The following is a 24,132-nucleotide window of genomic DNA, read 5'->3' on the forward strand; positions in this document are numbered from 1 at the left end:
ACTGTTCACCTGCTTTCTGTTTCCTTTTGTCTGGTTTTCTCCGTCTTATTTTCTTCCTGTTCTGCCTGTCTCTGGATCTGCTCTGCCAGACGCATCTTTTCTTCCATCTCTTTGGACTGCTGTTCGATCCGGATACAAATGCGGATATCCTTTCGAAGCGGCTTCAGTTCTTCGTTGATCTGACCAATCCGGACACTATCCGGTTCGCTCCGGTAGAGCCTCTTCCGTTCTTTTGTGAGTGCCTGCACCTGTTCTTCCAATGGGATTCGGTATGCCAGCAGCTCCTCACGGGTGGTGATCTGATGCTTCTGGAGGAATTCCATTTGCTCGATCCTGGCATCCAGTTTCCGGATGTCTGCCCGAAGCACCGGGGAGATCCTTTGGGGCTTCTGCTTTAGAACACCCATCTGATACAGATAGGAATAGTACAGGGCCTGTATCCCCTTTAACTTCTTTTTCGGGGTTCTGGAAGTTCCGTCTTTCCCAACAGGTGTCGTGCTCTTTGGCTGTAAGATCCACTGCCGGATGCTCTCTTCCGAGTAATGCTTCCCAAGGCTCCGCAGACGGATATACCGCTCCATCCCTGGTGCTTTTAATGCAATGTACTTCTGGTTCAGCTTCCACTGGTATCCCCTCTGCTTCATCTGCTCCAGAAACTGTTTCCATGTGAAGCTTTCTGCCACCGCATCCCGGATATCCAGACGGATGGAAGTTCTCCAGGTCGGCTTTCCGTCCTGTTCTGCCATCCACTGGGCATAGGATTTCCCCTTGCTGTTTTTCGGTTCGATGACGGATAATCCGTATTTCAGGCATAAGGCATCCGATGCTTTCCTCACATCCTCGTAGTAGCTCCTGCTGTTGCTGTGGTACTTTTTCCCATCTTCCATGCTAACGGAATTAAACACGATGTGGTTGTGGTAATGCTCCGTATTCAGATGGGTGGTGATGACTGCTTCGTATTTTCCCTGAAGGAGCCTTTCTGCCATTTCCATGCCGATCTGGTGAGCAAGCTCCGGGGTGACTTCCCCTTTGACAAAGCTCTGCACCAGATGGTACCCCTGTACTCCGTCCATCTTGTGGTATCGTTTCTTCGTAGCTACCATATCTTGATAGGCAGTCTCACAGACGCAGCCGATGGCATCCTCAAAAACGGAACGCTCCGTCTTGTCCCGATTCATGGCGTAATCGATGGCTTCTTCCAGAGAGCCGGCACTCTGCCCTTTCTTGGTGGTCTTATCCTTGTTTCGGATGTAAGTGATGGAATTGTCCAGACGGCTGACCGGGATGATACTGGTGTATGCCATCGGCTACCATTCCTCTTTGACCAGCCTCCATGTCTCTTTCGTCATGCGGAGCATTTCCCGGATACTCTCTTCTCCGGCCATCCCACAGCCGTTGGCTACATGGGCAAGCTGGTTGGTGTTGTTGCACAGACCGGATATTTTCCGCAAAAGCTCCGTATGATGCTCACAGGGTCTTGCCCGGACTTCGCCGCCCATGACAATGGAACGGATGTATTCCTCACGGGACAGGCCGCTTTTTTCTACCTGCTCTTCCAGAAAACGCAGCTCCTTTGTATTGAGGCGGACTGGTATCACATGGTTTCTTTTTCTCATCTCTTCACCTGCTTTCCAACGGGTTATTGATCGTTTCCTTACATTTCACGGTTTTTCCAGATCAGGAATCCTGTCAGCACGCCAATGGCTACGGCTGCAGCAATGATCTTTTTCTTCATATAGGCCTCACCCCCTTTCCGGTACCTGGCACAGCTCCATCGGGGCAAGCATGATTCCCCTCTTTTCCATCTCTTTTGCAAATTCCAGAAGGTTCCATTTCTTCCCATCGATCATGGCAGAATCGGCATCCAGATAATGGCAGGTGGATACATTCCGCTCTCCATTTGGGGCATTCTGCACAAGGCTTTCCCCGTCTGCCAGACGGAATAGTTCCTCTCCCTGGCTGTTTACAAAACAGATGCACACGCCGTGGTCGATGATCTCCTTCCGTTTCATCCGGCACCGCTCCAGTGCCTCATCCTCACGCTTCCCAGCTATGAAAAGACACATTGCAAAAACTCCCATTACTCCTCCGGTCATTGTGCCAAGTATAAATCCCAACATTTTTTTGTTCTCCTTTCGTCTGTTTACGGCTCGGTATGGGGGATTGGGGTTCTCCCCAAAGTGCGTTTGGATATCCAAACGCTATGCTTGCAAAACCAGTCGCATTTTGCTTCGTCCCCTCTGAACCTATCGTTTTTCGGAATTATTCGTTTTCTTTGATTTTGCTTAACCCATCCAGCGTGGTACAGATGATATGGAGTCTGTCAGCCATGCTGATCTCCGTGTTCATCGTCCCGGTGGTCTCTTTTCCGCAGACGACCACCATCCTGCACCGTCTTAAGATCTGATGGGACATTCTCCGCATAGCCTGCATATCCTCCGCATCCCCATCATCAAGGAATGGGGAAAAGCTGTACTGCGGACAGATCGGCACATATCCCAGTTCGTAGATCTTCCGGCAGTACCGCTGTACTTTGGTCTTTCCCTCTTCTGCAGAGCAGCAGACATAAGCAAGTGCCTGTTCCAATACGACCATCTCCTTTCCTGACCAGACAAGTTTCCTCTGCCCAGCGTTTTTCCAAAAAGAAACACCCACAAAGCATTCCGGCTCTGTGGATGTCTTGTGGACATCTGGATTCTTTTCTTCCTTTTTTCAGATGTCTGGCAGACATCCGGTTACTGTGGTTCTTTATTCTCTGCTTCTGCCCCGGCTTCCAGTGCGATACGGACACGGTCGCTTCCCAGCTTATAATATGCATCCGTCACTTCGATGCCGACTGCCTGATAGCCCGACTCTGTCGCCGCAAGGATGGTCGTGCCAGCTCCGGCAAACGGGTCTAAGATCAGGCCGCCCGGCTCGCAGATCTGGATGACATCCTTCATCAGCTGGAGCGGCTTTTCTGTCACATGGATGCGGTTCTGGGGATTCCCATAACGGAACACACCCGGAAGACAGGACACCGGGCGGTTGATTGGCATCGGACCGTTGCTTCCCCACACGATGTATTCTGCCTGCTGGCGAAACCTGCCTTTTTGCGGACGGGAATTTCCTTTGTCCCAGACTGCAGTTCCTCTCCAGATCCAGCCTGCCCACTGAAGGGCATCGGTGATAGACGGGTACTGTCTCCAGTCAATAAAAAGACAGATCGGAGCCCCTCTCTTGCAGGCTTTCCGCACATCGTACAGCCATTCTGCCATCCAGTGGGTCCAGGAACGCTGATCCTTGTTATCCCCATCAAAGTCCGGCAGGGCATTCTCTGCTTTCATGCTGCTGTACTTCTGGTTGGTGGTGCGGTTGCGTTCATTCTGCTTGGTTCCCCCGGACGCATAGGGCGGATCGGTCACGACTGCATCAAAAATCCCCGGCTGGAATCCTTTTACCAGCTTTAAGGTATCCCCATGCAAGATACGCCAGTTCTCCCCTCCGGCAGACTCATCCGGCAGACAGTCCGGTTTTAAAAGATCTTCAAGTTTCAGGGTATTTCCCATAGGCATCATCCTTCCTATTGCTTATTTCCCAGATTTCTCTGGAAGTGCTTCTATCTATGGAACTGCTCATCGGCAGGTATCCTCTTTTTTTGGTACTTCTTTTTTTGGTACTTCTTTTCTCGGTGTTCTGCGCTGTTCACGGTGATCCGACAGTTCGGTTTCCACATATTCGCTGATGATTCCCAGTGCTTCATAATAATTGCCACTCTTGTGGACACGGTCTGCCATCTCGTTGGCCTGTTCGGACATCCCGGCACATCTGAGCAATCTTGAGGCATCCCCAAGGATTGAGAAAATATTTCCGTCATGCCCTAAGAGCTTCAGCTTCGGACGGGACGGATTTGGTTTCGGCTGCTGTTCCTGCATCTCGTTTTCTGGTGCTTTCACCTGTATCTGGAAATCCGAGCCGGCACCGACATAGAAATGTAAGTATAATTCACCGCCGTCTACCTTGATCTCCCGTTGCTCCAGACTTTCTCCCCAGCCATCGCTGTACTGGCCTCTCAGATACTGCCCCACCACACGGTATTCCTCTGGTGTCAGATTCTCCCGGAGTGTCAGGTTTGCACAGCCATATAAAACACCATCCTGTTCTTTTACCGCCATTGTAATACGTTCCACTTTTTCCTTAATGTCCTTATTTCGGTTAAAATAATCAATCAGGTTGCATGGCTGGTTGTCAAGCATACCGAGCCGGTTGATCTCGTCAACCTTTTCTGCTATAGATGGCTGATACTGCACCAGGTCAGGTCCTTCCAATGGTTCCGCATCATCCAAATCCACAATATCTGAATAGTCCGGGATAAACTCTGCCATCAGAGGGGACAGCATTTCCACTTCTATTTTTTCTTTGATAGGCATCACCTCACTTCCTTTCTCTGCCGTTTCTCCGGTGTTCGGGCAGTCATCTTTGCCATATCTGCCCAGTCTGCCCCTTCGATCTCCGGCAGGTTCTCGATGATCCGATAGCTTCCCTCGTAGGCTTTTCGGATATGTTCACATGCCCACCGTCCGGCAAAGTCATTGTCGGTACATACTTCAATCTCGGTAATCTCCGGGTGCTGGGACAGAAAATGTTCCAGTGCCTGCGGCTTTTTCATACTCCGCTGGCTCTGCCCTTCTTTTGGTGCACTGATCCCGCCAAGCTCCAGACGGTACTTATCCCGGCTTCCCTGTTCCAGTGTCATGTGAGCCAGCACATCCACACAGGCTTCATAAACGGCAACCCGTCTGCATCCTGTTTGTGCCGGAACACAAAAAGCGTATGCCTTTTCGCTTCCAGCCTGTTCCATCTTAAAAGCCTTTCCGCTGGCATCGTAAATCCCACGCAGGAAAGCATATCTTGCCACCTGATTTTCGTCCCGGCCTACGAACACAGCATTGTGATAGGGCAGGCTCTCATAGAGGATTCCCAGATGAACACACTGCTGTAAGACCTCTCCACTGATTCCGCGCTCTTTCAGATATCGGAACACCCTGCGGCAGTCCGGGCTGGCTGGCGGCAGGACAAACAGCTTTTTGGGCTTTGTCTCCACAGGCGGAGGGATGTAGGTGGGATACTCATCTTTCAGCATTTGCACTGCCTCCAGAAAGGAACACCCATCTACATGGATCAGGAAATTTAAGGCACTGGTTCCCCCGATATCTCTGGATTTCCAGTGCCACTGGCTGGTGAGCTCGTTGATTTTAAAGCTATCGTGGTCTGTCAGCTCCCATTCATTTCTGGCTGAAGATTTTTTCAGGCGGTTCGGCTGGTATTTCTTCAGGTACTCAATGGCGGTGATTTCCCTTGCCCGTTTGATCTCTTCTTCCGGAATCCACGGCATTACATCACGGTATCCCGGAGCTGCTCTGCCTTATCCGTTTTCTCCCACGGGAATTCCTTTCTTCCAAAATGCCCGAACACGGCACTCTGTCGGTAGATCGGCCGCTTCAGGTGCAGGGTGTCACTAATCTGGCTTGGGGTAAGCCCAAACACCAGAGGAATCGCAGCGGCGAGGCAGTCATCCGCACAAATCTTTCCGGTTCCAAAGGTATCCACCTGCACCATGACTGGCTGGGCAACCCCGATGGCATAGGCAAGGGACACCTGACATCGGCTGGCAAGTCCGGCAGCCACCATGTTTTTGGCGATGTAACGGGCCATGTATGCCCCGGATCGGTCAACTTTGGAACAGTCCTTCCCGGAAAATGCACCGCCGCCATGCGGTACCAGGCCACCGTAGGTATCCACCATCAGCTTCCTTCCGGTCAATCCGGTGTCTGCATCCAGACCTCCGCACACAAATCTGCCCGATGGATTAATCAGGATCTTGGTATCCTCATCCGGCGGCAGCATGCGGAGTGCCGGGCGCAGCACTTTCTCCCGGATCTCATGCTCCAGCTTCCGAAGGGATTTTTCCTTTTCATGCTGACAGGACACAACGACCGTATCCAGACGGACAGGTCTGTCATCTTCGTATTCCACGGTCACCTGTGCTTTTCCGTCCGGCAGGATTCCCATGATATATCCGCTTCTACGGCTTGCAGACAGTTCTCTTACGATGCGGTTCGCCAGAACCACTGGCATCGGCATAAGCTGCGGCGTATCATCGCAGGCGTATCCCACCATGATTCCCTGATCCCCGGCTCCATTGGCAAGTCCGCTCTGAACAGAAACAGTCCCTGTCCTGCGTTCTCTGGAACGTTCCACTGCCCCGGCGATATCCGGACTCTGTTTGTGGATGAGGGCATCCATATGGATTCCATCTGCTTCATAGCCTGCACTCTCCAACACCTTTCTGACGATTTCAAACACCTGTGGCTCATATCGGCTGGTGATCTCTCCTGCCACAATGATGTTCCCTTTAGTAGCCAGCACTTCGCAGGCCACCTTGGAATTTTCGTCCTCTTTCAGACACGCATCCAGAATACTGTCTGCAATTAAGTCGCAGAGCTTATCCGGATGTCCTTCCGTTACGGATTCTGCTGTATAAAATCGTTTCATAATTATTACCATCCTTTCCAACGAGTCAAAACTCGCTGCTCGTTATAAACTAAATAGATCCAGCAGAAAGCACTCCTTTTTGGAACACTTCCTGCCGGATCTGGATTATGAGCTGTCTCACATTCTGCACTTTTCTAGTACGTTCAGACACTTTTTTCCATCTGAATACTACCAACACACACCCTTACATAATCCCCCTGTTTTGAACACTTCCCAGTCTGTGCGGTCATCATTTGTCTCATTTTCTACACTTTTTGGGGGCTTTCAGACACTTTTCGTTAGAGCATTCGCTGATATTCCGTAGAGTATTTACCAAAGTTTCCACTTTTGAACACATTTTCCATCTGAATACACCTGGCATACACCCTTTATATACTCCCCTGTTTTGAACACATCCCTGCCCATGCGGTCATTATTTGTCTCATTTTCTGCACTTTTCGGGTACTTACGAACACTTCTGACTCCACACTGCCCCGGAAACCGGCACCGCCAGGACGATATTCCTGGCACCGCTCCATTCATATGAACACGTGACGAGCGTCAAAACCTTATCGTATATACACTTCAGGTAATCATCTCCGGTTTCGAACACTTCCCTCCGCTTGGCTACTTTTAGGTACTCTTGCACGGCCACCACATCTGGAAGTTTCTGCTGGAACGGGAACAGATTCCGGTCTGCTTTCAGTACCGTGACAATCTTATACTCCTGAATGCCGTCCTCTGTCTGAAGATAAGCAAAACGATGGGCGTTATAATAATCTTCCCCTGCATATAAGTCCAGGTTTCCGAAGATCGCCCCGCTGTTCATGTTGTGACCATAAATGATGAGATTCCTGCTTTCGGACACTTTACAGTCTGCCTGTAAAAACAGGCTTCCGTTGATGTCATATTCCTTTTTGTAATTCCGTTTCAGGTAAAACTCCCCATTCTCCTGTTCGGACTGAAGCACCGGGTAATCAATCCCGGTATCCGGTATGGTCAGCCATCCCTGCACATCCGGGTATTGTTCCTGGAGAGAAACAAGGTCTACCGCAGCCACCGGGCATTTTCTCCCAGCTAGTTGGTCTTTCTTTTCAGATCCTGAGGCTCCCGGAGCTTCCGGCTCCGGGAAATTCCCTTTCAGCTCTGCCACCAGCTTTTTGTTCTCCATTGGGAGATATACCATATGGTAAAGCAGGAACCCGGCACTTAAGAAAAGTGCTGCAAGGCATACCGTTTGAAAAAGTTTTTTCGCGATTTTCATCGTTCCTGTCCGGCTTTTCTCTTCTTTGGCTGACTCTTCTGTGTCTGTCCCGGCACAGGCGGTTTCCTTGCTGCTTTCAGGATTGGTTCTGTTGGAATCTGATTCTGCCTGCAGCCCTTTAAGATTCCGGTCAGGTACGACCGTCCGGGCGGATTAAAGTTCTGCATGTAATCTTTTGTCATGATATAGACAATAGCTTTGATCTCTCTTCCGCCTTTATTCTTGACGGTGATTTCCTGTTTGTCGTAAAAATCAGGATAGCCTTCATAAAGATCCAGGCTCTTTTCGCAGTCCCCGGTCAGTGACCAGAGGACGCCGTCCACATGGCTTCCCTCTTCCGGGAAGATGGTGGCAAGACCGCTTCCTGCGGCTGCAAAGGTCAGCCGATACTCCTCCAGGCGGACGGTTTCTACCACCTCCGCCTTTGGGCACCGATATGCCATCTGGTCCAGATCCATGTTGCTTCCATACGCAAAATATAATTGTTTCAGCCTATCTGCCCCCTTTTTTCTTCTTTCTTCTGGATGCCACACCCATGCCGATCAGACCGCCTGTGGAAAGGATCAGGCACAGGGCCGGAATCCAGAGGTTGGTGTCATCGCCTGTTTTCGGGTTACTTACAGACGGGGTGTCCTCCGGAAGCTTCTCGTTCGTCACTTTCTGGATGACTTCAACCACTGGGGTTTTGTCATCTACATAAGTAAATGTCACTTCATGCTTGGTCTCATCCATCTGATATCCTTCCGGTGCTTTGGTCTCAACCAGATAATAAATGGCTGCCTTATCAAATTTGCCATCCTTATAAGTTCCGATTGCAAGCAGTCCGCTGGTTGCATGACCGTTTTCATCAGTGGTCAGGGTTTCTACCACTTTGCCATCGGCATCCCTCAATTCAAATTCCGCACCTTTCAGTGCAGCTCCGGTATCCTTGTCCGTTTTCTCAATGATCAGACGTCCCTTTGCGGTATCATCTTTCATGGCTACCTTCTGGATCTCTGCGGTGTCTGCCACCTCGAAGGTGATCTCTTCCGAAACGACATAACCGTTTGGAGCCTGCTCTTCTTTCAGGGTGTATTTACCGATTGGAAGTTTTTCGATATAATGCGGCTCTTTACCGGAAGTCCAGGTTTCTACGATATTGCCATTTTCATCTGTGATGGTCAGTTTGGCTCCTTCGATCTCATTATCTCCGGTAATATCCGTTTTGCTGATCTCCACTTTGGTCACATCATCTTCCATTACCTGTTTCTGGATCTCTACAGTATTCTCCACGGTGAATGTGATGCTTTCCGCAGTGGCATATCCATCGGCCGGCTTGGTTTCTGTCAGGGTGTACGATTTTCCTACAACCAGTTCTTTGATGATGTGCGGCTCCTTGGTGGATGTCCATTTCTCAACAACAGCCCCGTTTTCATCCGTCAGCTGTAATCTGGCTCCCGGCAGTTCCTCGCCTGTGGTCAGATCGGTTTTGGAAAGTTCCACGGTTGTCGGCTCATCTTCAAATACGAACTCATAGGACACTTCTGCTTCTTTGTCTCCCTGGTACTCAAAAACAAATTCCTGTTCTTCTCCGGTGGTGACAAATCCATCCGGTGCATACAGCTCCTTCACATAATAGGTTCCGTCAATCGGCAGGTCTGCAATAAAGGAAATCTTTCCATCTACATCTGTTGTTTTTAACTCGATCAGGGTATCTGCTTCCATCAGCACCTTTCCAGATGCGGACAGGATGTCGTTCCTAGTGTACAATCCAAAGATGCCGCCTTTTAATACACGGTCGGTATCCTTTTCTTTCTTCAGGACGTTCACTTTCACCTTCTGGCGGTTGTTCTGCCAGTCCTCATCGTATACGACAACCGGGGTATCCTGATCGCGGTAGGAAAGATCTACATATCGTGGTTCTTCATCCAGGATATAACCATATGCTGTGCCTACCTCTTTGACATAATATTTTCCAACCGGAAGGTCAGATACTTCTGCAACACCGTTTGCATCGGTAGTTACAGTTGCTACCAGTTCGTCCTTGGAATAATAGTCCGGGCTTACGCCATCAGCTGCTTTGATATCTTCGGCAGCACGGATTTCGAAGGTAACGTCTGTCAGGCTTCCTGTAATGTACTCAAAGAAATGTTCCACAACACCTTTGACGTTATCCAGCAGGGTGATCTTATCGAGGAATTCGCCCTTCTTGTTTACGATCAGCAGTGCTTTCGGTACATGGTCCTGCATTTCCACTTTCTGTATTTCTGCGGTATCCTCGATGGTGAATTTCACATCCGTAGTCTTTAAATAACCAAGCGGTGCAAGGGATTCACGGAGGATATAGGTTTTTCCAACAGTCAGATATTTGATCACATGAGGCTCATCCTTTACGGAAGTCCAGCTGTCGATCACGTTTCCATCCTCATCCAGAACAGAAAGGGATGCTCCGTTCAACTCCACGCCTGTTGTCAGATCGGATTTTGTCACCTCGATGGTCGTCGGCTGGTTCTTCTTAATCGATTTCAGTTTAATGGTCTGGATGTCCTGTCCCTGATAGGTGGCATCAAATTCCAGTACCTCATCAGAGGATACAAAACCGTCCGGTGCAGAAATTTCTTTTACATAATAAGTTCCAAGCGGCAGGTCCAGGGTGAAGTGTGCCTGTCCCTTTTCATCGCTTGTAATCTCCTGTAATAAGGTGTCCGCTTTCACGATTACATTGTCACCGGATTTGATCTCATTCTTATTATAAAGACCAAAGACGGCTCCAGCTACCACGCTTCCGGTTTCTGCATCCTGTTTTTCCACGGTGATGCTTACCTTCTGGCGTTCATTGGTAAATGTCACTTCTTCGTCTACAACCGGGGTATCCTGTCCGGCATAGGTAAAGGTTACCTTTTCTCCTTTGGCATTCCAGGTGTATCCTTCCGGTGCTTTTTTCTCTTCTACACGGTATTTTCCGAGCGGAAGATTCTCGATTACGGCACTTCCGGTTTCATCGGTCGTTACCGTTGCCACCAGTGTGTCCTTTGCATATTCCAGATAACGGTTGCCGTTCTCATCTGTCTGATGGTCTGCGGTATAGATATCCTCGGAGGCGTAAACTTCAAACACGGCTCCTGCAAGGCTGGCTTCCTCATAAGTAAAGTCTTTATCAAAACCTTTGACTACTTCGCCTTCTTTGCGGATGGTCAGTCTGCCCTTAGCTGGGTGGTTCTCAAAATCCACCTCGATGATCAGGTCACCGCTGACCGGATCTTCCTGGTATGCGGTATCACTGTCTACCTTGATTTCCACGGTATTGGTGCTGTGGGTATATCCATCTGGTGCAGTCACTTCTTCGATGCGGTAATTTCCACAAGCCAGATTCTGTGGCAGGATCAGGTATCCGTTTTCATCCGTAAAATAGGATTTATGTACCGTAGTGGATGGATAAGTAGTCACTTGTTCTACATATTTCTTGTTATCCAGATCGTATACTTTAAATTCAGTATTCGGAACCAGAACAGATTTCTTTGTCTCGTCATCTTTTTTGACGATTTTTAATTTTGCTTCAAACTCTTCGTCCAGAAGCACACGCCATACCTGCGGTTTCTCTGGATTGTTCTCTGAAATCACAACTTTGAAATCATCAACTGGTTTGAAGTTGTGCGGTGTGGTGGTTTCTCTTACAATGTAAGTCCCGTATGCAAGCGGAATGGAGCATGCATATCCACGCTCATCCGTGAACATTTCTGTCTGTCCGTCTGCAGTCAGCACGACCGGAGTAGCGGATGTAAAATCATAGGAACCGTCCTTATTTTTCTTCAGGCTGCTCTCCAGATATGCACTGAATCCCACACCTTTTAACAGATCGGCATCGGTCTTTCCGTTGTTGGCGGCTTTGATGACCTGAAACGGCTGTTTGATCACATCTTCCAGAGAAGTTACGGTACGTTCTACCGTCTGAACCAGATCTCCCTCGTCATTACACTCCAGATCATGTTCTCCCGGGTCTGCCAGATATCCGACAGGCGGAGTCAGTTCTTTAACGTAATACTTTCCGAGATAGAGGTCTGCGACTTCTGCATTTCCCTCTGTATCCGTAGTCAGGGTTGCAATCTGTGTTCCTGCCGGGTAAAGAACACCTGTCTGTCCATCTGGATGTACGATATCTTCACGGGCATACAATCCGTAAACAGCACCCTCAAGGGTTGCATCTCCCTGTGCGGTCTTTCCGGTTTCGGAATCCTCTTTTACCAGTTTGATCTTCGCATTGATCCGCTCATTCTGGAACGTATGGTTGAAAGAAACCGTTGCCTCTTTGTCTGTTGTGTACTGGAAGGTAAAGGAGTACACATCCTCGCCGTTTCTCACATATCCAGCTGGTGCACCCAGCTCTTTCATGTAGTAGCTGTTGGCTATCGGCAGGTCTGCCTGATATACGGCTTTTCCGTCTGTTCCGGTCACTGCTTTCTCAATGAGAGTATCTTTCTTGACCACAATGGTTCCGTCCGCTGCTTTGATGTCATTTCCGGCATACAGACCATAAGTGCCGCCCGGAAGGTATTTCCTGGTTTCCTTATCCTGCTTGTATACACTTACGCTTGCTTTCTGGCGGTCATTTTTGAATGTCACGCTTCCCATGACCTTTTCTACGTTGCTTCCAGCATAGGAAATGGTGATCTCCTGGCTTTCGCCTGTGCATACCAGATTTTGTGGTGCCTGCATTTCTTTTACTACATATTTCCCCAGATATAGATTATCCAGTGTGGCACTTCCGTCATCTCCGGTGGTAAGTCCGGCTTTGACTAATGCGTCTTTTTTGTAGACTACTGTTCCGTCTGCGGATACAATGTCCGACGCGGCATAAACGTTATAAACCGCACCTTTCTGTTTCTGCTCGGTATAAACAAAGGAAACACCATCATCAGTTACCTTTGCCCCAGTCAGAACTTCTCCTAATTTATAAACAGTCAGGCTTGCCATCTGTTCAGCATCAGTAACGGTCTGTTTTACAGTGCCGCCGATGACCAGGTTCACATCGTAAGCCTTAGTGTCCAGCAGGTATCCGTTTGGTACGGAGATCTCTTTCAGGTATACGGTATCCTGTGTTTTTGTGATCGTAACGCTGGAAGCTCCGTTGTCATCTGTGGCCGGCATCTTCGTGATCAGGTTCTTTCCGTCCTTGTCACTGTAAACGCCATAGACTGCACCTGCGATGGCTTTGTTGCTCTTACGGTCTTTCTTTACGATCTCCAGAGTTGCCTGTTTTACCCATGATACTTTAAAATCTACATATTTCTCATCGGTCACACCCTCGCCAAATACCAGGGCAAGGTCCTGTGTCTCGCTTCCGGTGGTGATCTTATAAGCGGAGTAGTCTTTGATGATGCCTCCTTTCATGGTGGAAGACCATTCCCCTTTGACATCCACTGCCTGTGTCAGCGGTGCAGATAAGTAGAATTTGGTACCGCCGCAGATCTCCACGGATGCACCTGCACTGCTGGTCTTTCCGGTTGTCACATTATGCAGTCTGACACCGGACGGCAGCTTCATGGTGATGGTCTGCAGTTCGGATGCCTTGAAGGTGATCTCTTCTGTTCTCTGGCTGTTGCCGCTGATATATGCGGTAACATCTGCATTGGAGAAACTCATGTCCACTTCCGGTATCTCCGGCTGGCTCATGCAATAATTGTAGAGTTCCATTGCCAGAGCCTGTCCGGTTGCATTCGTACCGGAAAAAGCGTCACTACTGTTATTGGCATAAGACGCAGCCAGATGGACAATGATAAACTGTTTTCCAGCGGAAAAATCAGGATGTTTCTCTGAGAAAAATCCATTTTCGCCGGATGCTTTTGTGCCGTAGTAGCATACTTTTGCCAGTGCTTTGCTGTCACCCAGTTTGGTGATCTTATAGACACCATCCCCAGGTCCTGCCTTGGACGGCTGCACACAGTAGGCAGTTGCAGACACGTTTCCAAATTTTACGGTATATTTATAAGTTACATAGGAACCCAGACCGTAGTCTGCATAATAGTATGCAGCCCCTCTTGTCACATCTACGTCCTGTGTTGCTCTTGTACTGGTATTGACTGCGGTGAATGAAACGGTTTCCCCATCTTCCATTGCCATCAGGTCAATATCCTGTTCCCCTGCCTGCTCCAGAACATCGCTGAGTGTCAGCCCGGATTCTTCATCGGTTGTATTTTCCGTTTCGGATTCCTCTAATGCAGCATCAAACTCGGATTCGGAAAGTCCGTCCTGAAATTCGGGTTCTGTTTCTTCCGGTTCTTCTGTTTCAGATTCAGCTGTCTCCGGCTCAACAATTTCTGTCTCTACAGGCACTGTCTCAGTTTCTTCCTGCGAGGCAGCTTCCTCATCATCAGAACCTGTATCCTCTTCGGTAACTGCCTGTTCTGTCTGCGGTTCACTCTGAGCTGCTGTCACAGGCTCTTTTACGATCAGGTTTCTCCCAATCTGATAAACCGGGTGGTTCTGGTTGACTGGCTCCACATAATAAACAGCATGGTAAGTGTCTGCATGGCTGGTGCTGAAGTTCTCCCCGGCGTCATTCTCTGCTTTCTGGAATGTCACTTTGACTTTGCTTTCGTCCTTGATTTCCAAATTTGTAAAATCCGTGGAAACATCAAAGTCCTGTCCGACTTCCAGCTCCAGATCGGTGGCTTTTACCACTTCATTTTCATCCAGCTGATCCTTTACGGATTCATACGCTGGCGGTTCCGCCGCTTTCGGCTCTTCCGAAGCATACACCGTCAGCGGTGAAATGACCGTGGATAAGATGGTGACTGCCGCCATCACCCCTGAAAGGATTCGCCTGAATCGATATTTACTCTTCATGTTTTCTACCTCTTTCTTCTTTTTCTTCATTTTGCATAAGAACAGCCGGATGTTTCCACCCGGCCTGTCTGTTCTCATTATTCTGTTATCTCGCATCATCTGTCCGTCTTGGATTCTGCAGACAGGCATAGGTACTTTTGTCATACCGCCATGCCTTATCCCCGTCCAGATTGGCAAGCAGATGCTTCCGCACATTTTTGTATTCGTCCCCGATCAATCCGAGGCGGAGCAGAAAGGTGCGGAACGTAAATGCCGGGTTATCCCCGATCTCCGTCTTTTTTGCATGGGTACAAGATTGGTTGATCGCCTGTGCGGATATGGCAAGTGCCAGTGTGATATTCGACCGGACTTTTCCTGCATGGAGGGTGCTTTCAAAACAGCGCCATTCCAGTGTTCCCTTTGAAAAAACAGCGTGTAGGTTTAATGCATAATACCTTGTCCAGTTGTAATGCTCGGAACTTCCGTCATTTCCCTCATACCATGCCCTTTTGAATTTTTCCATTGTAATGGTGCTGTTGGGCATCCTGCGGATCTTCTCCAATACCATAGGACGGACTTTCTGGCAGTACTCATCCTGTCTTCTGGTCTGTACATTCAAGGCTTTGAACAGAATATCCTCTTTGCAGTACATGATCGTCAGTGCATTTTTCAGACTCCTTGGTGTATGGTTGGATGCGTCCACATGGACATGCATGCCACAGGATGAATTGACAAAAGCACCTGCGTTTTTGACACACCGCACCACTTCCTGGAGTTTCCCCATTTCCGAATATTCCAATTTCGGGGATACCATTTCTGTCGAATAATCTCCATCGGCATCTATTACAGTACCATTTGCCAGCCTTTCACAGTCGATACTGCTGTCCCTTGAAAATTTCCACGTTTTTCCATCTGAATCTTTTACACACCAGGAATCGTAAGAACGGATATGATATGGCTCTGTTCCGAACATTCTTCCAATCGCAACAGCCGCATCATAGCGGCTGATACCTGTCATCTCAATCTCTGTACCAAAATACTGGTCTTTTAGGTCGATCTGCTTCACCCACCCTTCGCTTCTGGAACAGGTGATCCGCTTTGGATCTCTTCATCTACTGCTTTCAAATTTCTGCCTATTGCTTCAATGACATTGACAGTGACACCATTACCGGCCTGCTTGTAAAGCTGGTTATCCGATGTTTCTTTTTCCATCTTGGAAATCTGACCATCCCGGTATCCCTGCAGCCGCAGACACTCCCTTGGCGTCAGCCTGCGGATTCTGCCGTGGTAAATCACTCCATGACGGTCAGTTGCCGTAATGGTGAACATTGGCTCTTCCGGTTCTTTCATCCTTCTTCCATTCTGGCGGACTTTTTCCCTGGCCGGTGTCAGCACTGCCCTTGGCGGTTCTTCCACCAGCACCCCGGAACTTTCGCCCCTGTGGTTATGGATGCTGGAATCCTGTCTGGTATTCAGACATCTTGCAACGTCTGTCACCAGCGGCGGAGGGGAGATATCTACAAAATGTAGTGTTCCCTGCTGGTTTCCGGTCGTCAGGGTATGGGCGATCTCATGCCCGACTCTTCCCCTGCGGCTGTTGATTCCCGGATATCCGAGATCGATGCTGTCCCCCTCGTAGGCCATCTTGTATCCTTTTCGTGTGTTTTCCTTGATTGGGATACCGACTTCGTATAATCCGGTCTTGCCGCCCATACCACCAGCCCCGCTGGTCAGCGTGCAGCTCAGTCCTTCTTCTGCGTAGACTCTTTCTCCCTGTTTGCCAGCATGGACTTGTATAAGAGCTGTTCCATTTGCTTTTGGGAAAGGTAATATTTTTCCGGCACATCTTCCATCAAGATATCCGACAATATACACCCGCTTCCTTGACTGGGGGACTCCGAAATCCTTGCTGTTAAGCACCTTCCATTCGACATGATACCCCAGTTCAGATAGCGTACTGAGGATGGTGTGAAACGTCCGGCCTTTGTCATGCGAAAGCAGACCGGGTACGTTTTCAAGGAGAAAATACGCAGGTCGTTTGTCTGCAACCAGTCTGGCAACTTCGAAGAAAAGGGTTCCTCTTGCATCGGCAAATCCTTCCCTTCGTCCAGCGATGGAGAATGCCTGGCAAGGAAATCCCGCGCATAAAAGATCAAAGTCCGGCATTCGTTCTGTTTCAATATTTCTTGCGTCATTGCAGAACCACTCTCCTTCCGTATCAAACAGCACCCGGTAGTTGTGGTCTGCATACGCATCCGCTTCACAGTGTCCGACACAGGTGAAGCCTCCTGCCCTCTGCAGCCCTTCTCGGAATCCTCCGATTCCACTGAAAAGGTCAAAAAATCGAATTGTTCCGGCTATCAGCCTCCCTTCGCTGCGAAAAAAAACAGTGCAGATTTCTCTGCACCGTCTCAGTCTTTTAGTTTCTGTTTTTTGATGTCTATTCTTCTGCATCCTCTAGCTCTGTTGTTTCTGGTTCCGTCTCTTCGGTTTCCGACTCTGTTTCATCCGTTTCCTCTTCGTCTGCTTCGTCTGACGCTGTTTCATCTGGCTCCTCGGTTTCCGGCTCTGTCGGCTCTTCTGACTCTGGCTCTTCGGCTTCCGATTCTGTCGGTTCTTCCTCTGTTTCGGCTTCTTTCAACTCCGGCTCTTCATCCGTTTCTGATTCTGCAGACTCAGCTTCTTCCAGTTCCGTTTCGGATGGCTCTTCTTCCGGTTCCGTAGCTTCTGCTGATTCCGCTTTCCATTTGGCTTCCTCTTTTTTGAGTGCTTCTTCGATCAGTCCGATCAGGAAGTCTTTCTGTTTCATGCCGTTCTTGGCGAGGACTGCTTTCAGTCTGGAAAATAAATCCTCGGTTACCTGTACTGCTACTGTTCTTAAATCTGCCATGTTCGTCTTTTCTCCTTTTCTTGCTATGTGTTCTTCAATTACCATCTCAAGGTATTTTGGTATGCTGATTCCTAACTCTTCGACCTCCAGTTTTACTTTCTCATGCAGCTCTACCGGGATCTTTCCGCATATGTTTTTCATCTCCATTGCGTTTGTTCTCCTTTCTTTTTTCTATACACAACATACCCTAAAACGTGACAGAAAGCTATTCACAATACCCAACGAATATGAAACCTTCAAAAGCACCCAAAGGATGCAGATCTAATAACATTCAATAGGCATCACCCCTTTCAAAGATCCGTGATTTATACTAATTTGACTGCTTGAATTTTAGCTATTTTATCGCCGGGAAAGACTTGACTTGTTCAGAATGCATCCTCAAGCCCGGAGAGAAAATCCAGCATCTGTGATGGGATTTCTTCCTTCTTTGAAACACTTTCCCCGGAGCCTGAAATGGAAACACCTGCCAGTTCTTCCCGGATTGCCTGCCGGATACTTTTCTCCAGCTGGTTGTTTTCCTGATCTTTTAAGATCACTTGAACCAGATAGCTGCTCTTCTGCCCATCCGGAACACTTTGCAGGATCTCCCATGCCTTTTTGTGGTCCGGGTTATCAAGGTTCAGGCGGAACGAGAAAACGGGTCTCTTTACTTCGCGCACATCTGCCCCACAATCCGCTCATAGCCGGAAGCGTTGGCGTGTACGTCTGTCAGGTAAACCTGCCGACACAGCCCGTCCTGCGGTGTCACGTGCCGTTTCAGAATGCTGGCTCCGCCGCCCATGATTACAGACGGAATTGCCTTCAGATCGAACCCGGCTTCCATAATTGCAGACAGTATTTTCTCCGTGTAGAGCCTTCCCTGCCGGACAATGATTTCTTTTGCGACCGGGTCCATGCTACAGCTCTGACCGTTCAGAACACGTTCAATCTGAATGTCCGTTACAGACAGTCCAGTATTTCTGCGTACCTGTTCGGTAATCTCATCCACACACCGTATCACACCAAGCTCCAGGCTGCGGCAGGTTGCGGCGTTTGGAACACTATTGTCCAGCCGCATCAGGTCTACGGTCCAGCCACCGATGTCTGCTAGAAGAACAGAAGGCTCATCCCGAACACATTCCGGGTGGAGAGCCAGTGCCGAGTAACCCTGTGGGAACAGTTTTACATCCTGAATCTGGATCTCATAGCTTTCATCCTCGTACCGGAAACGCAAAGGCTGCTCTTTCCGAAACAGATATTCCCGGAAACTTTTTTTCTCCCTGCCAAAACTTGCCAGTGGGAGGCCGGCTGCCAGAACCACATCTGTTTTCCTCTCTCCCCGGCGGTAGCGGATCTCCTGTGCAATGGCTGCCATTGTCAAAAGATAATAATTGTCATTGGAGGTTTTGCTTCTTACCAGCGTCTGCCGCCCAGTTCCACACACATAAAATTTCCCATTGTACTGCAGGACATTCTGCATGGTGTACGGCTCGTAATCGTATCCGGTCAGCCCTGTCGGGAAGCACACGTGGGGAGTTTTGATGGCATAATATCCATGATCGATTCCTATAATGATAAGTCACCACATCCTTTCTTGGTTTTTCTTGTTCTTTTCCAGCAGGTGGTCTTTTGGTCTGGAAAAATAGAAAAAGGGCAGAACCCCGAAGAGTCCTGCCCATGATAAAAATTATTCATTTTGTATAACATATTTTTAAAGTATCTAATATATCGATTTTGAAACAAAAAGTTTTATAATACTACAGTGATCACAACGCTGTATCTTTTATATTGTATATGTAGGTGTCTCAATAAGTTTCAAATATTCTTGCAATTTACTTTTTAATGTCTCCACTGCCATCTTTCGAGTCTTTTTTCCTAGACTTAATTCATCAATATCTATTTTTTCCAATGCATTCTTTAAATTTGGAATATCTGGTTTAAAAAAGTCGTTTAAATTTGAAAAACTATATACTTTCTTTATTCCAGTTATAAAATTACGTATTTCTATAACTTTTGCATTTTTCAATTCTTCAATAAATTTTTCTGGATCAATATAAGAAAAAAAAGCATTACTCGTTGTATACGTTTGACTACGTTCTTCACATTTTATTTCAAAATCTTCATCCCAACACCTGTGATCACATAAGAAAGCATTATCTTCTATTTTTTCTTTGTTTTCTTTGTTATCAAGTATTGCAAACAATGGTTTTACAATTTTATTGTATTTTTGAACAAAGTCAGTGTCTTCACTTAAAACTTCTAAGTAACGACGTTCAAATTTTTCTGTATAAGTTTCCAATTTCTTTGCCATTGAATTAATGATCTCATCATAATTAAAACAATTAAAACCGTTATATTCCATTTGTAAAAAAGTGACAATCATATCTTTGAAATATCGAGGTTCATATTTTTGTTGTTTCAATTCAATGCAAATTTGAGAAATAAGTTCCTCTAGTTCATCATCTTCTAATTCCCACCAAAAATATAATTTCGAATATTGCAATGAATTTTCAAATGCTCTTGAATCATCTAATTTTTTCTGCATATTAGCTATTTCCAAAATAGTTTCTTCTACATATTCCTTATTCAAATCACATTGCAATAAATAATTATCCACAAATCTATATCCATATACTCTATTTTCAGCACTCTTTATATCGTAATATACAATTCCCGATTTAGAAGAATTTTTTTTCCATGAATATGCGGGCTTTCCTGATTTTATTTTAATAGCTGAAAGTATTGTATACTTCAAAACATTATCTAACTCACGAGAAATATATTTATGTTCTTCAAATGCAATCGCATCTATAATAATATAAAATTTTTCAAATGCAATTAACGCAAAAATCAAAGTACGAATATTGTAATGTCTTTTCTCTTCAAAAATGTTTACGATTTTTTGCTTATTTGAAATTAAGTAGTCCTTTACTTTTTTTTCTTTAATAAATTTCTCTACAACAGCAGTATATACCTCTGCCAAATTTGGCTGATAGTAAATTGTTAATCCTATAAGTTTCTCCTTTACTTTTTTGTAAAAAATGTCTTCTGAAAAAAGCTGTTCTGCTCGTTTAATTAACTGCTCTTTTGTATAACTTATCTTACTATCCTTTTGTCTTCCTTTTTCATCTAATTCTATTCTATCATCTATTGCTATCTGATACTTATGTGAAAGCCCTCTCGAAAAATTAATTTTTCCAATCTCATTTTGATTAGCAATCAAGATAACTTTTATATCATTATGTTCAACTAAGTTGTTAATGATTCCCAGTGTTTGATTGATTTCCAATTCGCATCTCTCTACGTCATCAAAAATAATTATTACATCTTTCAATTCCTTTACATCCGAAAGCTTGGGTAACTCCTTAGTGTCTACATTAAAATATTTCATTCCTGCGGTAATTAATTTGGACGTAAATGTTATACCTTTTTCAACTATCTGTCCCGTTTTTTCACCTAAGTTTTTGTCTATAATTTCTTCCACCATTGACGAATAAATTTCATCCATAATTTGTCCTGAAGATGATACGCCGTATAAAGAAATATAATAAATTCTTTTTTCGGCTAATTCTTCCTTCATCTTCATTAACAATTTTTCTTTTACAAAAAATGTCTTTCCTGCTCCCCATTCTCCATCAATTAATACAGCTTGACGATATCTTTCGTCTTTAACATATTCCAACACATTTTTTATGATATCATCATCTTTCATTACCATAGAAAATTCCTCCTCTAGTATAGTTTCTTCTCTTTTGTCTTTTTGTTTTTTCAGTAAAAAGTTGGTTTTTTATTATTTTTTCTTTATAAAACTCTATTTTCCAATAATGATATCACAAAAATAAGTTGAGGTATATTTCTATTTGTTTTTTAGTCCAGATCTTTGATGCACACTCTAATCTCTTTTGGAGCCTTTTCATAAAACTCCTGAATCCACAACTCGTGTAACCTATTTTCTGATTCTGTATTGCCCATATTTCCGACACAACCTCCTGTTTCCCGGAGTGCTTCCAGGCAATCCCATTCCTTTTTGAAGTCCCCTGCAAATTCCATCCATATTTTTATATGATATTCCTTTAAACCAAGATAATAAATCAGATAAGTCAGCCTGTCAAAATCAGCTAATTGCATTTTTTCTTTCTTGAGTAATAACCTTTTATCATGCTCGCTGCATAAATATAAAAATGCAAGCTGTTCTATTTTTGCCTGCTCCATATATTTCTCCTTTCTCTTCTGCTTTGTCTCACTTTTACAACCGATTCTACCTTGTCCAATCGTTAAAATCAATACAGATGGTGCAAAAAGTGAGACAAACCATCCTTTTACCAGAGAGGAAGAGATTTAAAATGCCAAAGCCAAGGACACAGTCTGGTGAGAAGAATCTGATCAGCCAACGGTTGATTGAGCTTCGCAGGACTCACAATATGTCTCAGCGTGATCTTGCCTATAAACTCCAGTTAGCTGGTTACGATATGGATAAAAATGTAATCACCAGAATCGAAACAAACAAGCGTTATGTCACTGATCTTGAATTAAAAGCCATTGCTGAAATCTTTCAGGTTTCATACATATTTCTCATTGATGGCAAAGACGAATAAAAGTGACAAATGGGGAAGTTTCTTTCGTGCTTCCCCATTTTATCCGTCCTTATTACAGATTCAGTAGTTCTAAGATTTTCTGCATACCGGCCTGATATAAAGATTCCGCATATAATATCCATCTTTCACTGACTTCTGTAACATATGCGTCTATCGTTTTTCGCTTTTCTTTTGATAATCCCATTGTCTGAACCTGTTCTTCATATTTTGATATTTTTTCCAGCATTTCCTGGTACACTGAATTTTCTTTCAGCTGTTCTTCTACATCATCAATCCAAGTATCCATCAGCAACTCCAGCAGTTTCTGTGTGTCACCATCATCCTTTCCCAGTATTGCTTTTTTTATTTTCCCCAGCATAGCTCCATAAGAAATCATTTGAGCCTGTCCCATATAAAAATGGTACTGTTCTTCTATCATTTCCTTTTCGCTCTCCAGTCGGAAATATTGATGCACTGCCTTATGCTCTTCTGTCGTTAGACTGATTGCCTGATTCGACTCCATAAATGTTTCTATTACTGGATACCTCTCTGTAAGTTCCAGTATTTTATTTTGCAGTCTCTGGTATTCCGCATCATGCTTTTTCAGATAGGTGCAAACCTGTTCTCCTATCCGTATCCCCAAGCATTGCTCATTCCAGATGATATCTGGCTGTGCTGTCATATCGGTGTCTCCCTTCTGTGTAGTTTTCCTGTTCCAAGCACAAGACTATACCACACTTCTGGGAGAAAGCTATTCACCAAACCTACTGAAATCTCCTGGCAGATCCTGTGCAACCTATCCCTTTTCCCACAAAAAAACTGGTATGAAAGACTCCTTGTTCTCTCATACCAGCTATCTATTTCTTATTTAACTGAATACACATTCTTTTCTATTCTCTGTGTATCCTGTACTTATTTATGGCAAAAATCAGACTACAGACACGCTATACACTCTTATGCTACATAATCCAGTTTACTGCATCCAGGTTCGAATGTCACATTGAAAATTCCAACCTGAGAAGTAGAAATCGGTGCAAGAAAACTTCTGCCGGAAAAATACTGTGCAAAACTATCATTTGGTGCACCAATTGGAAATACCATCTCTTTTGCATGCGCACGCATCCCTTCCTCTTCGTATGGCAAATCTCCTTCGCCTGTTTCCCACACTTCCTTTGCAAGATTGAATACAGCCCATGCTTTTGGCCAACCTGCATAGAATGCGGCATGTGTGATCACTGCCGCAATCTCTTTTTGTGTCACACCATGATTTTTTGCATTTTGAAGATGATATTTTAAAGAAGAATCCGTTAATCCCTGCGCAAGCAATGCAGTTACCGGGACCAGTGATCCGTCCCTCAAGCCGCACTTCTGCATATACATCCCCTTAAACTTTTTTCCCATCTCATAAGCCTCTTTTAATGCCGGATTGCCCTGTATTGCGCCAACAGCATCTGCACCTCCGCCAAATACGGTTCCTGCAAGTTTGGAATTTAGAAAACATTCGATTCAACATTGTTTTCATATGTCCGCTACGGGGTATATGCCATGATTAACAAAGATGAGCGCCGTGATGTGAGTATTCGCAAGCCCCGGCCATCTATCCGCAAGCAGCTTGCCGACAGCAAACAGGCCACCAGCCCGAAAAAGGCGGCGGCCAGAACCAAGAAAAATGAATTGGAGGTATGAGGAATGATGCACTTTACCGTGGAAGAAGAAAATTTGATCTGTATGTACCACAACGCAGACCGACGCAGGACGATAGGCAAGATCACCGCAGCCATGCCGGGTATGGACGGGGATATGTGGCCGCTTGCGTCCGGCGTCTTTTCTTTTTGCCTGTTCCTACGCATTTAGGACCCAGTATTGACGGGGATAGGATAAAGTATTCGCCCACCTCTGCAAACGTGCGGGAGAAGCCTTGAAACTAGCGGTTATCAGCCCCGAAAGGCGTAGGTTACAGTCATTATTAGCCCCCGAAACAGGTACAGACGCGCAGCGGGTGTATCTGTTTCGGGGGTGTGCAGGTGATAGCCGTGGTGCTAGAATATAAATAGTACAAGTCAAAATGAGAATCCCTAATTACAAATTTTATGGTACTATGTAGTTACCGC

Annotated in this window: 21 protein-coding genes and 2 pseudogenes; 3 read left to right on the plus strand and 20 right to left on the minus strand. The window is 46.1% G+C overall.

The features are described from left to right. Positions 1-5: 5 nt before the first annotated feature. From ACESTK_RS17770 to ACESTK_RS17855, 18 genes are all read right to left on the minus strand, one after another. Positions 6-1,304 carry a relaxase/mobilization nuclease domain-containing protein gene (locus tag ACESTK_RS17770; protein ID WP_278592364.1) on the minus strand — a complete coding sequence of 433 codons (1,299 nt, stop codon included), beginning with the start codon at positions 1,302-1,304 and terminating at the stop codon, positions 6-8. A gap of 3 nt (positions 1,305-1,307) precedes the next feature. Then, positions 1,308-1,616, minus strand: a complete 309-nt coding sequence (mobC, locus tag ACESTK_RS17775) for a plasmid mobilization relaxosome protein MobC (protein ID WP_118437901.1) — start codon at positions 1,614-1,616, stop codon at positions 1,308-1,310. Between the two features lie 126 nt (positions 1,617-1,742). Beyond that, complete coding sequence (locus ACESTK_RS17780; protein WP_118437900.1) at positions 1,743-2,120, minus strand: DUF3789 domain-containing protein; 378 nt, start codon at positions 2,118-2,120, stop codon at positions 1,743-1,745. A 142-nt stretch (positions 2,121-2,262) separates the two neighbouring features. Continuing rightward, on the minus strand, positions 2,263-2,595 hold the full coding sequence (locus tag ACESTK_RS17785) for a hypothetical protein (protein WP_044920437.1): 333 nt from the start codon (positions 2,593-2,595) through the stop codon (positions 2,263-2,265). Positions 2,596-2,735: 140 nt separating this feature from the next. Beyond that, on the minus strand, positions 2,736-3,557 hold the full coding sequence (locus ACESTK_RS17790; RefSeq protein WP_117889129.1) for a site-specific DNA-methyltransferase: 822 nt from the start codon (positions 3,555-3,557) through the stop codon (positions 2,736-2,738). A 57-nt stretch (positions 3,558-3,614) separates the two neighbouring features. Beyond that, positions 3,615-4,409 carry a hypothetical protein gene (locus ACESTK_RS17795; protein WP_373120382.1) on the minus strand — a complete coding sequence of 265 codons (795 nt, stop codon included), beginning with the start codon at positions 4,407-4,409 and terminating at the stop codon, positions 3,615-3,617. Further along, positions 4,409-5,374, minus strand: coding sequence for a DUF3991 domain-containing protein (locus tag ACESTK_RS17800; RefSeq protein WP_055149045.1), 966 nt, complete (start codon positions 5,372-5,374; stop codon positions 4,409-4,411). Before ACESTK_RS17800 ends, ACESTK_RS17795 begins: the two co-directional genes overlap by 1 nt. Next, on the minus strand, positions 5,374-6,534 hold the full coding sequence (metK, locus tag ACESTK_RS17805) for a methionine adenosyltransferase (protein WP_055267995.1): 1,161 nt from the start codon (positions 6,532-6,534) through the stop codon (positions 5,374-5,376). Before metK ends, ACESTK_RS17800 begins: the two co-directional genes overlap by 1 nt. Positions 6,535-6,979: 445 nt before the next feature. Continuing rightward, the gene (locus tag ACESTK_RS17810) at positions 6,980-7,777 is read right to left on the minus strand and encodes a class B sortase (protein ID WP_373120384.1); all 798 of its coding nucleotides are present in this window, start codon (positions 7,775-7,777) and stop codon (positions 6,980-6,982) included. Further along, a complete protein-coding gene (locus ACESTK_RS17815; protein ID WP_373120386.1) occupies positions 7,774-8,235 on the minus strand; it encodes a gamma-glutamylcyclotransferase family protein in 462 nt (153 codons plus the stop codon). Before ACESTK_RS17815 ends, ACESTK_RS17810 begins: the two co-directional genes overlap by 4 nt. Positions 8,236-8,269: 34 nt before the next feature. Continuing rightward, positions 8,270-14,599: a SpaA isopeptide-forming pilin-related protein gene (locus ACESTK_RS17820; RefSeq protein WP_373120387.1), complete on the minus strand. Its 6,330-nt coding sequence runs from the start codon at positions 14,597-14,599 to the stop codon at positions 8,270-8,272. An 85-nt stretch (positions 14,600-14,684) separates the two neighbouring features. After that, positions 14,685-15,644, minus strand: a complete 960-nt coding sequence (locus ACESTK_RS17825; protein WP_215719380.1) for an amidoligase family protein — start codon at positions 15,642-15,644, stop codon at positions 14,685-14,687. Continuing rightward, complete coding sequence (gene dcm, locus ACESTK_RS17830) at positions 15,641-17,032, minus strand: DNA (cytosine-5-)-methyltransferase (RefSeq protein ID WP_373120389.1); 1,392 nt, start codon at positions 17,030-17,032, stop codon at positions 15,641-15,643. The genes ACESTK_RS17825 and dcm overlap by 4 nt, the downstream gene beginning before the upstream one ends. Beyond that, on the minus strand, positions 17,019-17,615 hold the full coding sequence (locus ACESTK_RS17835) for a hypothetical protein (protein WP_173906674.1): 597 nt from the start codon (positions 17,613-17,615) through the stop codon (positions 17,019-17,021). The genes dcm and ACESTK_RS17835 overlap by 14 nt, the downstream gene beginning before the upstream one ends. A gap of 218 nt (positions 17,616-17,833) precedes the next feature. Further along, complete coding sequence (locus tag ACESTK_RS17840; RefSeq protein WP_006428275.1) at positions 17,834-18,127, minus strand: hypothetical protein; 294 nt, start codon at positions 18,125-18,127, stop codon at positions 17,834-17,836. Beyond that, positions 18,115-19,023: a plasmid segregation actin-type ATPase ParM gene (locus ACESTK_RS17845; protein WP_373120393.1), complete on the minus strand. Its 909-nt coding sequence runs from the start codon at positions 19,021-19,023 to the stop codon at positions 18,115-18,117. The genes ACESTK_RS17840 and ACESTK_RS17845 overlap by 13 nt, the downstream gene beginning before the upstream one ends. A 207-nt stretch (positions 19,024-19,230) precedes the next feature. Further along, positions 19,231-21,165, minus strand: coding sequence for a P-loop NTPase fold protein (locus ACESTK_RS17850; RefSeq protein ID WP_373120390.1), 1,935 nt, complete (start codon positions 21,163-21,165; stop codon positions 19,231-19,233). A gap of 149 nt (positions 21,166-21,314) precedes the next feature. Then, positions 21,315-21,659: a hypothetical protein gene (locus tag ACESTK_RS17855; RefSeq protein ID WP_373120391.1), complete on the minus strand. Its 345-nt coding sequence runs from the start codon at positions 21,657-21,659 to the stop codon at positions 21,315-21,317. A gap of 131 nt (positions 21,660-21,790) precedes the next feature. Here ACESTK_RS17855 and ACESTK_RS17860 point away from each other — a divergent pair, with 131 nt between their 5' ends. After that, complete coding sequence (locus tag ACESTK_RS17860; protein WP_019162211.1) at positions 21,791-22,042, plus strand: helix-turn-helix domain-containing protein; 252 nt, start codon at positions 21,791-21,793, stop codon at positions 22,040-22,042. A 52-nt stretch (positions 22,043-22,094) separates the two neighbouring features. On the opposite strand, the gene ACESTK_RS17865 is transcribed toward ACESTK_RS17860, so the two are convergent. Continuing rightward, entirely contained in the window at positions 22,095-22,703 is a 609-nt protein-coding gene (locus tag ACESTK_RS17865; protein WP_373120392.1) for a DUF6664 family protein, read from the minus strand. Between the two features lie 296 nt (positions 22,704-22,999). After that, positions 23,000-23,368, minus strand: a pseudogene (locus ACESTK_RS17870) (carboxymuconolactone decarboxylase family protein); the annotation flags it as partial. 198 nt (positions 23,369-23,566) lie between these two features. On the opposite strand from ACESTK_RS17870, the gene ACESTK_RS17875 reads away from it, so the two are divergent. Together ACESTK_RS17875 and ACESTK_RS17880 are read left to right on the plus strand one after the other, a co-directional pair. Further along, positions 23,567-23,707 (plus strand): hypothetical protein, encoded by a 141-nt coding sequence (locus ACESTK_RS17875; protein WP_021651320.1) that lies wholly within the window; start codon positions 23,567-23,569, stop codon positions 23,705-23,707. 6 nt (positions 23,708-23,713) lie between these two features. Then, positions 23,714-23,836 (plus strand): annotated as a pseudogene (locus ACESTK_RS17880) (transposon-transfer assisting family protein); the annotation flags it as partial. Positions 23,837-24,132 lie beyond the last annotated feature (296 nt).

This window comes from Ruminococcus sp. Marseille-P328, from assembly GCF_964249465.1.
In the GTDB taxonomy this organism is placed as follows: Bacteria; Bacillota; Clostridia; order Lachnospirales; family Lachnospiraceae; genus Blautia_A; species Blautia_A faecis.

Excerpts from the sequence above, each read along its gene's own strand:
- ACESTK_RS17770 (WP_278592364.1), bottom strand. The coding sequence starts at position 1,304 with ATGGCATACACCAGTATCATCCCGGTCAGCCGTCTGGACAATTCCATC.
- mobC (WP_118437901.1), bottom strand. The coding sequence starts at position 1,616 with ATGAGAAAAAGAAACCATGTGATACCAGTCCGCCTCAATACAAAGGAG.
- ACESTK_RS17780 (WP_118437900.1), bottom strand. The coding sequence starts at position 2,120 with ATGTTGGGATTTATACTTGGCACAATGACCGGAGGAGTAATGGGAGTT.
- ACESTK_RS17785 (WP_044920437.1), bottom strand. The coding sequence starts at position 2,595 with ATGGTCGTATTGGAACAGGCACTTGCTTATGTCTGCTGCTCTGCAGAA.
- ACESTK_RS17790 (WP_117889129.1), bottom strand. The coding sequence starts at position 3,557 with ATGATGCCTATGGGAAATACCCTGAAACTTGAAGATCTTTTAAAACCG.
- ACESTK_RS17795 (WP_373120382.1), bottom strand. The coding sequence starts at position 4,409 with ATGCCTATCAAAGAAAAAATAGAAGTGGAAATGCTGTCCCCTCTGATG.
- ACESTK_RS17800 (WP_055149045.1), bottom strand. The coding sequence starts at position 5,374 with ATGCCGTGGATTCCGGAAGAAGAGATCAAACGGGCAAGGGAAATCACC.
- metK (WP_055267995.1), bottom strand. The coding sequence starts at position 6,534 with ATGAAACGATTTTATACAGCAGAATCCGTAACGGAAGGACATCCGGAT.
- ACESTK_RS17810 (WP_373120384.1), bottom strand. The coding sequence starts at position 7,777 with ATGAAAATCGCGAAAAAACTTTTTCAAACGGTATGCCTTGCAGCACTT.
- ACESTK_RS17815 (WP_373120386.1), bottom strand. The coding sequence starts at position 8,235 with ATGGATCTGGACCAGATGGCATATCGGTGCCCAAAGGCGGAGGTGGTA.
- ACESTK_RS17820 (WP_373120387.1), bottom strand. The coding sequence starts at position 14,599 with ATGAAGAGTAAATATCGATTCAGGCGAATCCTTTCAGGGGTGATGGCG.
- dcm (WP_373120389.1), bottom strand. The coding sequence starts at position 17,032 with ATGCAGAAGAATAGACATCAAAAAACAGAAACTAAAAGACTGAGACGG.
- ACESTK_RS17835 (WP_173906674.1), bottom strand. The coding sequence starts at position 17,615 with ATGGAGATGAAAAACATATGCGGAAAGATCCCGGTAGAGCTGCATGAG.
- ACESTK_RS17850 (WP_373120390.1), bottom strand. The coding sequence starts at position 21,165 with ATGGTAATGAAAGATGATGATATCATAAAAAATGTGTTGGAATATGTT.
- ACESTK_RS17855 (WP_373120391.1), bottom strand. The coding sequence starts at position 21,659 with ATGGAGCAGGCAAAAATAGAACAGCTTGCATTTTTATATTTATGCAGC.
- ACESTK_RS17860 (WP_019162211.1), top strand. The coding sequence starts at position 21,791 with ATGCCAAAGCCAAGGACACAGTCTGGTGAGAAGAATCTGATCAGCCAA.
- ACESTK_RS17865 (WP_373120392.1), bottom strand. The coding sequence starts at position 22,703 with ATGACAGCACAGCCAGATATCATCTGGAATGAGCAATGCTTGGGGATA.
- ACESTK_RS17875 (WP_021651320.1), top strand. The coding sequence starts at position 23,567 with ATGATTAACAAAGATGAGCGCCGTGATGTGAGTATTCGCAAGCCCCGG.